Origin of the sequence: Actinomadura rubrisoli, from assembly GCF_004349215.1 — a bacterium.
Taxonomy (GTDB): domain Bacteria; phylum Actinomycetota; class Actinomycetes; order Streptosporangiales; family Streptosporangiaceae; genus Spirillospora; species Spirillospora rubrisoli.
Genome location: NZ_SMKU01000387.1, coordinates 1 through 8,152, shown reverse-complemented (window position 1 = coordinate 8,152; position 8,152 = coordinate 1). Strand labels below are relative to the sequence as shown.

The 8,152-nt window shown below is 76.9% G+C and carries 9 protein-coding genes and 1 pseudogene; 5 read left to right on the top strand and 5 right to left on the bottom strand.

All coding sequences use genetic code 11. The annotated features are described in order from the left end of the window. The 3 genes and pseudogenes from E1298_RS49860 to E1298_RS40450 all read right to left on the bottom strand — a co-directional run. A pseudogene (locus tag E1298_RS49860) lies at window positions 1-486 on the bottom strand (response regulator transcription factor); the annotation flags it as partial. Window positions 487-780: 294 nt separating this feature from the next. Next, the gene (locus E1298_RS40455; protein ID WP_207945129.1) at window positions 781-1,371 is read right to left on the bottom strand and encodes a biotin transporter BioY; all 591 of its coding nucleotides are present in this window, start codon (window positions 1,369-1,371) and stop codon (window positions 781-783) included. Between the two features lie 144 nt (window positions 1,372-1,515). Beyond that, a complete protein-coding gene (locus tag E1298_RS40450) occupies window positions 1,516-2,232 on the bottom strand; it encodes a spermidine synthase (RefSeq protein ID WP_131902678.1) in 717 nt (238 codons plus the stop codon). Window positions 2,233-2,485: 253 nt separating this feature from the next. Here E1298_RS40450 and E1298_RS48815 point away from each other — a divergent pair, with 253 nt between their 5' ends. The 3 genes from E1298_RS48815 to E1298_RS40440 all read left to right on the top strand — a co-directional run bounded on the left by E1298_RS48815 (window position 2,486) and on the right by E1298_RS40440 (window position 4,209). Continuing rightward, window positions 2,486-2,656: an SDR family oxidoreductase gene (locus E1298_RS48815; RefSeq protein WP_165975895.1), complete on the top strand. Its 171-nt coding sequence runs from the start codon at window positions 2,486-2,488 to the stop codon at window positions 2,654-2,656. Next, the gene (locus E1298_RS40445) at window positions 2,653-3,186 is read left to right on the top strand and encodes a GNAT family N-acetyltransferase (protein WP_131902677.1); all 534 of its coding nucleotides are present in this window, start codon (window positions 2,653-2,655) and stop codon (window positions 3,184-3,186) included. Before E1298_RS48815 ends, E1298_RS40445 begins: the two co-directional genes overlap by 4 nt. Window positions 3,187-3,255: 69 nt before the next feature. Beyond that, on the top strand, window positions 3,256-4,209 hold the full coding sequence (locus E1298_RS40440; RefSeq protein ID WP_131902676.1) for a S1C family serine protease: 954 nt from the start codon (window positions 3,256-3,258) through the stop codon (window positions 4,207-4,209). A gap of 128 nt (window positions 4,210-4,337) precedes the next feature. Here the strand turns inward: E1298_RS40440 and E1298_RS40435 are convergent, their stop codons facing one another. After that, window positions 4,338-5,390: a GlxA family transcriptional regulator gene (locus E1298_RS40435; protein ID WP_243726131.1), complete on the bottom strand. Its 1,053-nt coding sequence runs from the start codon at window positions 5,388-5,390 to the stop codon at window positions 4,338-4,340. Between the two features lie 95 nt (window positions 5,391-5,485). Here E1298_RS40435 and E1298_RS40430 point away from each other — a divergent pair, with 95 nt between their 5' ends. Beyond that, the gene (locus tag E1298_RS40430; RefSeq protein ID WP_131902674.1) at window positions 5,486-6,250 is read left to right on the top strand and encodes an NAD(P)H-dependent oxidoreductase; all 765 of its coding nucleotides are present in this window, start codon (window positions 5,486-5,488) and stop codon (window positions 6,248-6,250) included. A gap of 482 nt (window positions 6,251-6,732) precedes the next feature. Here E1298_RS40430 and E1298_RS40425 read toward each other — a convergent pair whose 3' ends face one another. Then, the gene (locus E1298_RS40425) at window positions 6,733-7,491 is read right to left on the bottom strand and encodes a DeoR/GlpR family DNA-binding transcription regulator (protein ID WP_131902673.1); all 759 of its coding nucleotides are present in this window, start codon (window positions 7,489-7,491) and stop codon (window positions 6,733-6,735) included. A 30-nt stretch (window positions 7,492-7,521) separates the two neighbouring features. Here E1298_RS40425 and E1298_RS40420 point away from each other — a divergent pair. Beyond that, window positions 7,522-8,152, top strand: a 631-nt coding sequence (locus E1298_RS40420; protein ID WP_131902672.1) for an HAD family hydrolase, incomplete at its 3' end; no start/stop codon positions are given.

Below are 8,152 nucleotides of genomic sequence, written 5' to 3'. Positions count from 1 at the left end.
CCCGCCTGCGGCGAGGGTGCGTACCAGGTGGGCCAGGTGTTCGGGGTCGGTGTCCTTCAGCACGAACCCGGCCGCGCCGGACCGCAGCGCGCCGGCCACGAACTCATCGGTGTCGATGGTGGTGAGCCAGGCGCGGCCGCCGCGGCGTCCGAGGACCTTGCGTGGGACGATCAGGACGGAGTCGGGTGATTTGGGGTCGAATCCGAAGCCGCCGAACGCGACGGGGCCGGATCCGGGGACGCCGACGGGGTCGTCGATGTCGGCGGCGCCGAACAGTTCGTCCAGCAGTCGTGCGGCGGCGGCGAAGCGGTCCTCGCCGCCGGGGAGGGGGACGCGGGCGGCCTCGCCCCAGCCGACGATGCCCTCGCCGTGCCGGACCCACGCCAGCGCGGCGGGGTGCGGAAGTCGCGAGATGAGGTCGCCGGGGTCGGGGACCTCGACGGTGCGGACGGACAGGCGGTCCGGTGCGGTCACGGCGAGCTTCACGCAAGCCACTGTACGGGAGAGTTGAACCCGTTCAAACAGGCGGGGCGGCCGTGTGCGGTGAGGTGTGCGCCACATCGCCTCGGCGCCCGCCGCTCCCGCTCGCGCGCCCGGCCTTTCGGCTCGCCTGCCGAGCATGCCCGCTTCGGGCCGGGCCATGCGCGCGCGGGGCCGGGCCCGAGTCATCGCTCCGTTTAGGCGGCGCTCGTTCCCCGGCCATGCGCGCGGGGGCCGGGCCATGCGCGCGGGGCCGGCCCTGGCTTCGGGGCGGCGGCCGCCCGGGGCCGCCGCTGGGGGTCAGCGGTCGCGGGACGCGCCGGTCAGCTTCCACGCCGCAGGCAGCAGGCCCGCCGCCAGCAGCACCTTCAGCGCGTCGCCCGCCAGGAACGGCGTGACCCCGAGGTCCAGCGCGCGGCCGAGGCCCACGTGCAGCGACGCCATCAGGTAGGGGACGCCCGCCGCGTACATGATCGCCGTCCCGGCCAGCATCGTGCCGACCGTGCGCGCCGGGGTGCGGTCGCCGCCGCGCTCGGCCAGCCGTCCCACCGCGGCCGCCGCGACCACGAACCCGATCACATAGCCCAGGGTGGGCGCGCCCGTCCCGGACGCCCCGTCCACGAACCACGGCATGCCCGCCATCCCGGCCAGCAGGTACACCGCCATGCCCAGGCCCGCGCGGCCCCAGCCGAGTGCGGCGCCCGCCAGCAGTACCGCGAACGTCTGCCCCGACACCGGCACCGGGGTGCCGGGCAGCGGGACCGCGATCTGCGCGGCGGCGCCGACGAGGGCGGCGGCGCCCGCGACGAGCGCGGCGTCGCGGGCCAGGGAGCCGGGCAGCAGGTCGCCCAGGACGGCGGGGCGCCGCCGGGCGGCGTGAGCAGTGGCCACTGATCCTCCAAGATTAGGTGTCGTCAGGCCGAAACCTAGCGAACCGCCCATCCGGAATGGACACCGCGGGCCCACAGAAACGGCCCGGCCCGCTTTGTCGGACCCGGCCTTGCCGCCCGCGCGATACCGTCCGCGGCCGGGCGGTCAGCCGTCCTCGGTGGACGGCGCGGAGGCGGGGCCGTCCGGGAGGGGCTCGCGGGCCAGGTACACCACGTCGGGCTCGCCGCGCGGGACGGGCACCGCGCGCGCCTGCACGCGCGCGAACCGGCGTCGCAGCAGCTCCTCGAACCCCGGCGCGGCGCCCGCGCTCCACACCGCCAGCGTGCCGCGCGCCGTGAGCCGCCGGGCCAGCAGGTCCAGGCCGTCCGCGCCGTACAGGCGGGCGTTGCCGGGCGTCACCGTCCAGTGGGGGCCGTTGTCGATGTCCAGGCACAGCGCGTCGAAGGTGCCGGCGGCGGGGCCGGCGACGACGTCGAGCAGGTCGGCGCGCTCCACGCTGACCCGCGGGTCGTCCAGCCCGCCGCGCGACCAGGGGCACAGCGCGCCCGCGTGCCAGGCGATCACGGCGGGCTCGCGTTCCACCACGGTGACCTGCGCGACCTGCGGCAGGCGCAGCGCCTCGGCCAGCGAGAACCCGACGCCGAGCCCGCCGATCAGCACCCGCGCGGGGGACGCCAGGCCCTCCACGGCGGCGCGCACCAGCAGCCGCTCGGACTCGCCGTTGCGGGTGTCCATCAGGAACACCCCGTTGCTGATGATCTCGTAGTCCGCGCCCGCCCGCCGCAGCACCAGCTCGCCGCCCGCTCCCGCGGCGCGCTCCACCACCACCGGTTCCGCGGGCGCCCCCGGCAGAACCTCCATGCCCCCGACCCTAGCGACCCGCGCGCCCCCGCCGCGCGAGCCCGGCGAGGGCGTCGGCCATGCCCGGTCGTCCCGCCCCCGGCGGTCGGCCGCCGGGACGCCGCATCCTGGTCGTCGGCGCTGGGACGCGTCCCAGCGACGCCCCCGGCCCCGTCCGCACCAACGTCGTCGCGCCCGGCCTCAACGACAGCGTTATGGGACGCGCCGCGTCCGCCGACAACGCCGACCGCGACCGTGCCGCGCACCTGGTCCCATGCGCCGCCAAGGCACCGCCGGGGAGGTCGCCGACGCCGCCGTCTTCCTGCTGTCGCACCGCGCCGCCTACGTCACCGGCCGGTCGACGGCGCCCTGTCCCACCGAGCAGCCGGCGGGGACGCGCTGTTGGCATCCGGGGCGCGGCAGGCCCTACGGTGATCCACCGTGAAGGCCGATCAGATAGAGCTGCGCCCCGTCGCCGAGGACGACCTGGCGGTCATCGAGCGCCTGCATTTCCAGCCCGAGGCGGCCGGGCCGTTCGTGTGGGCCGGATGGAACGATCCGGGCGGCGTCCGGCGGCGCTGGAGCGAGACGGGCCTGCTCGGCGAGGAGCAGGGCGACCTCATGGTCGTCCGGGGCGCCGAGCCGCTGGGCTATGTGTCCTACCGCACCGTCGCCACCGGCCCCCGCACGTCCTGCTGGAGCATCGGCGTCGCCCTGCTGCCCGAGGCCCGCGGACGCGGCGCCGGTACCCGCGCCCAGCGGCTCCTGGTGTCCTACCTGTTCGCCCACACCCAGGCCAACCGCGTCCAGGCCGAGACCGAGGTCGACAACATCGCCGAACAGCGCGCGCTGGAGAAGGCCGGGTTCACCCGCGAGGGCGTGATGCGCGGCTACGGGTTCCGCGACGGCCGTTTCCGCGACGCGGTGCTCTACGGCATCGTGCGCCACGACGTCCTGCGCGACGGCCCCCTTTAGCGACACCCGGGGGAACACTTCTTCACCTTCCGGCGTTGCCGTGTAACCATGTAATCATCGGGAGGTGCGATGATCCCCGAACCCCATGACACCGACCCGCCCCTGGACGCCTACTCCCGCGCGGTGTCCGCCGTCGCCCGCGAGCTGACCCCCCGGGTCGCCGCCCTGCGCGTGCGCCACCGCGGCCGCGAGGGCGCCGGATCGGCCTTCGCCTTCACCGGCGACGGATTCCTGCTCACCAACGCCCACGTCGTCGGCGCCGCCACCGCCGGGCAGGCCGCGTTCGCCGACGGCACCACCACCGGGTTCACCGTGGTCGGCGCCGACCGCCTGTCGGACCTGGCCGTCGTCCGCGCCGACGGCCGGGTCCCGGGCCCGGTCACCCTCGGCGACAGCGACCGCCTGGTCGTCGGGCAGCTCGTCGTCGCCGTCGGCAACCCCCTGGGCCTGGCCGGGTCGGTCACCGCCGGCGTGGTGTCGGCCCTCGGACGGTCCCTGCCCACCCGCAGCGGCAACGCCGTCCGCGTCATCGAGGACGTCATCCAGACCGACGCCGCCCTCAACCCCGGCAACTCCGGCGGCGCCCTCGCCGACGCCCACGGCCGCGTCGTCGGCGTCAACACCGCCGTCGCCGGCATCGGCCTCGGCCTCGCCGTCCCCATCAACGCCACCACCCGCCGCATCATCGGCGCCCTCATCCGCGACGGCCGCGTCCGCCGCGCCTTCCTCGGCCTGGTCGCCGCGCCCGTCCCGGTCCCCGCCGCGCTGCGCGCCCGCACCGGGCAGGACGACGCGCTGCGCGTCGCCGAGGTCATCCCCGCCAGCCCCGCCGACCGCGCCGGGCTGCGCCCCGGCGACCTGGTCCTGACCGCCGCCGGCGCCCCCGTCAGCCAGGCCCAGTCCCTGCAGCGCCTGATGTTCGCCGAGGCCATCGGCCGCCCCCTGCCCATCACCGTCCTGCGCAACGGCGCGATGGTCGACGTCATCGCCGAACCCACCGAACTCGACCCCGAACCCGCCTGACCACCCCGCCCCGGCCCTCGATCCGCGGCGCCAGGGCCAGCGCGCCCGGCCGTCCGCCCCGCCGCTCCGGGGACCCGCGCCGGCTCGCCAGGGTCAGCGCGCCCCGGAACCCGGGCTGGGGCGGCAGGTCAGGGCGCCTGGCCGTTTCGGGTGCCTGGATCGTTGCCCGCGTTGCTGTTCGGGTCGGCGCCCGGGCCGCTGCGCGGGCCGCGGAAGGTGGCCCGGTAGGCCGACGGGGACACTCCCAGTTCGGCGTGCAGCCGCTGCCGCAGCGACGCGGCCGTCCCGAACCCCGCGCGCTCGGCGACCCGGTCCACCGGCAGATCGGTCTCCTCCAGCAGCTGCCGCGCCCGGTCCACCCGCCGCCGCGCCAGCCACACCGCGGGCGACACCCCGGCCTCCTCCCGGAACCGGCGCGTGAAGGTCCGCACGCTCATCGATTCGCGTGCCGCCAGGTCCCGCAGCGTCAGCGGCCGGTCCAGGTGCCGCAGGGCCCACGCCCGGGCCGCGCCCGTCGAGGACGATCCGGGCTCGGGCACCGGGCGCGCGATGAACTGGGCCTGGCCGCCCTCCCGGTGCGGCGGCACCACCGTGCGGCGCGCCACCTCCGCCGCGACCGCCGCGCCATGGTCCCGGCGGATCATGTGCAGGCACAGGTCGATGCCCGCGGCCTCCCCGGCCGAGGTCAGCACGTCGCCCTCGTCGAGGTAGAGCACGGCCGGGTCCAGCTCCACGTCCGGGAACAGCTCGGCGAACCGTCCGCACGACATCCAGTGCGTGGTGGCCCGGCGCCCCTCCAGCAGCCCCGCCGCCGCCAGGACGAACGCGCCCGTGCAGATCGAGGCGATCCGCGCGCCGCGCGAGGAGGCCGCCGCCAGCGCCGCCGGGACCGGGCCGCCGCCCGGGCGGCTCTCGTCGGCCTCGTGCGACGCCGGGACGATCACCGTGCCCGCCTCGTCCAGGGCCTCCAGGCCGCGCGCGACCGTGACCTGGAAGTCGGCGTCGGTGCGGACGCCGCCCGGCGCCGGCGCGCACGACACCACCTCGTACAGCGGCGCGCCGCCCGCCGACCGTGCCCGCCCGAACAGCTGGTGGACCAGCCCCAGCTCCATCGGCAGCACGCCGTCGCGCACCAGCACCGCCACCCGGTGCCGCCCGTTGCCGTCCGCGATCCCGCTCATGGCCCGATCCTTGCACATGCTGGCCGACCGGCCACTCGCGGACGCCGCGCCGCGCCGCGCAGGATCGTCCTGACACGCCTGGAAGGAGACACCCCGTGAACGTCCTATGGATCTTCGCCCACCCCGAGCCGCGCTCCTTCAACGGCGCCCTGCGCGAGCGCGGCGTGCGGACACTGCGCGGGCTCGGTCACCACGTCCGCCAGTCCGACCTGTACGCGATGGGCTGGAACCCGCTGGTGGGCCCCGCCGACTTCGGCCACGACCCGCGCGAGCGGCTGCTGGTGGGCGCCGAGTCCGAGCGCGCCCACGCCACCGGCGCCCTCAGCGCCGACATCCGCGCCGAACAGGACAAGATCACCTGGTCGGACGCCCTGGTCCTGCAGTTCCCGCTGTGGTGGCACGGGATGCCCGCCATCCTCAAGGGCTGGTTCGACCGCGTGTTCGTGCAGGGCTTCGCGTTCGGGGTGACCGACGCCCGCGGCCGCACCCTGCGCTACGGCGACGGCGGCCTGGCCGGGCGCCGCGCCCTGGTGGTGACCACCGCCGGCGCCCGCCCCACCGGCCTCGGCCCGCGCGGCGTCCACGGCGACGCCGAGGAGGTGCTTTTCCCGCTGCTGCACGGCACCCTGTGGTACACCGGGATGCGGGTGCTGCCGCCGCTGGTGGTCACCGGCGCCGACCGCGCGGGCCCCGGCGAGCACGCCGCGTCCGCCGCCGAACTGGACCGGCGGCTGCGCGCCCTGCCCACCGCCGCGCCCATCCCGTACCGGACGGGGCTCGGCGGCGACTACGGCCCCGACCTGGTGCTGCGGCCCGGCCTCGCGCCCGGGCGCACCGGCCTCGCCGTCCACCGCACGTGACGCGGCTCCCGCCTGGAGACCGGCCACACCCCTCACCTGCACCACCGTCCCGCGCCCTGACGTCGCCTTCGTCAGACGCGCACGGCGGACTCCGCCGCCCCCGGGCGGCCTGACCATCCCCCACCCTTCCTATCGCCGTCCCGGCCGGTATCGCGCCCACCGTGCGCGGCGCAGCGCGGCCGCCGCCGGGCCCGGCCGACCGCCCCGCAGCGGCCGCCGCCGCGAACTCGGCCACATGGCCGGGACGGGCACGGCCGCCGCGAACCGGCGCGGTCGGGTGATCGAGGACGGGCGGTCCGCCCCCGGGGCAGCGGCCGGCGGTCCTCAGCCAGGTGCTCCGGGGGCCGGCCGAGGTCCCGGGGCCGCCCGGCGCGGCACCGGACGGCGCGGCGCTCGTCGGGGCGCCGGAACACGCGTCCGGGACGGCGCGGGGGAGCGGTGGAGCACCCCGCCAAGGGGGGCGGTCCTGAGGAACCAGGAGGTCAGACGCGGTGGACGGTGACGCCCGCCGCCTCGATCTCGGCGACCGCGGCGGCGGGGGCGGTGCGGTCGGTGACCAGCGCGTCCAGGGCCGTGACCGGGCAGACGTGGCCCAGGCCCGTCCGGCCGAACTTGGCGCCGTCGCACACCGCCACCACCCGCTGCGCCGCCGCGATCGCGGCCTGCTTCACCGGCACCTCCGCCAGGTCGTGCGCGGTCACCCCGTGCCGCGGGGACAGCCCGCACACCCCCAGCACCACCGTGTCCACCCGCAGCGCCCGCAGCGACGTCTCGGCCAGGTGGCCGGTGAACGACAGCGAGCCCGGCAGGGTCCGCCCGCCCGGCACCAGCAGCGTCACCTGCGGCGCCCCGCTCAGCGCGTTCGCCGCGTGCAGATCCAGCGGCACCACCGTCAGCCGGCGCCGCGCCAGGACCCGCGCGACCTCCAGCGTCGTGGTCCCCCCGTCCAGGACGACCGACTCCCCGTCGGCCACCATCGCCCCGGCCCGCCCGGCGATCCGCCGCTTGGCCTCGGCCGACTCGCGCAGCCGCACCGCGAACGGCGTCGCCTCGCCGCGCAGCAGCAGGCTCACCGCCCCGCCCCGCACCCGCCGCAGCACCCCGTCCTCGGCGAGCTGGTCCAGGTCCCGCCGGATCGTCATCTCCGAGCAGCCCGTCTGCGCCGCCAGGTCCGCGACCGTGACCCGCTCCGCCGCCCGCAGACGCTCGATGATCGCCAGCACCCTTTCCGCACTTTCCATCTGTTCAATCTAACGTAGATCGTGTTAGAAATGCGGGGGAGCGCACAGGAAGGGATCGTCATGAAGTGGGTCGTCGTCGACTACGGCCAGGTCGTCTGCCGCACGCCGCCCGAGGACGCCGCGGCGCGCCTGCCGCGCGCGCTCGGCGCCGACCCGGACCGGTTCTGGGCCGCCTACTGGGAGGGGCGCGGCCCCTACGACCTGGGCACCGTGGACGCCGCCGGGTTCTGGGGCGAGCTGTGCGGGCGCCTCGGCCGCACCGCCGGGACCGCCCTGCTGGACACCCTGGTCGGCCTGGACCTGGAGATGTGGTCCCACCTCGACCACGGCACCATCGCGATCCTGGAGGAGCTGGCGGCCCGCCGCGTCCCGCTGGCGCTGCTGTCCAACGCGCCGCTGGAGATGGCCCGCCACATCGAACAGCGCCCCTGGGCCGGGATGTTCCGGCACCGCTTCTTCAGTGCCGACCTGCGGCTGGCCAAACCCGACCCCCGCATCTACCGGCACGTCAGCCAGTGCCTCGCCGCCCAGCCGCGGGACGTGGTGTTCGTCGACGACCGCCCCGAGAACGTCGAGGGCGCCCGCGCCGCCGGGCTGCGCGGCCTGCTGTTCACCGGCGCCGACCGCCTCCGCCTCGACCTGGACCTGCCCGCCCCTGACC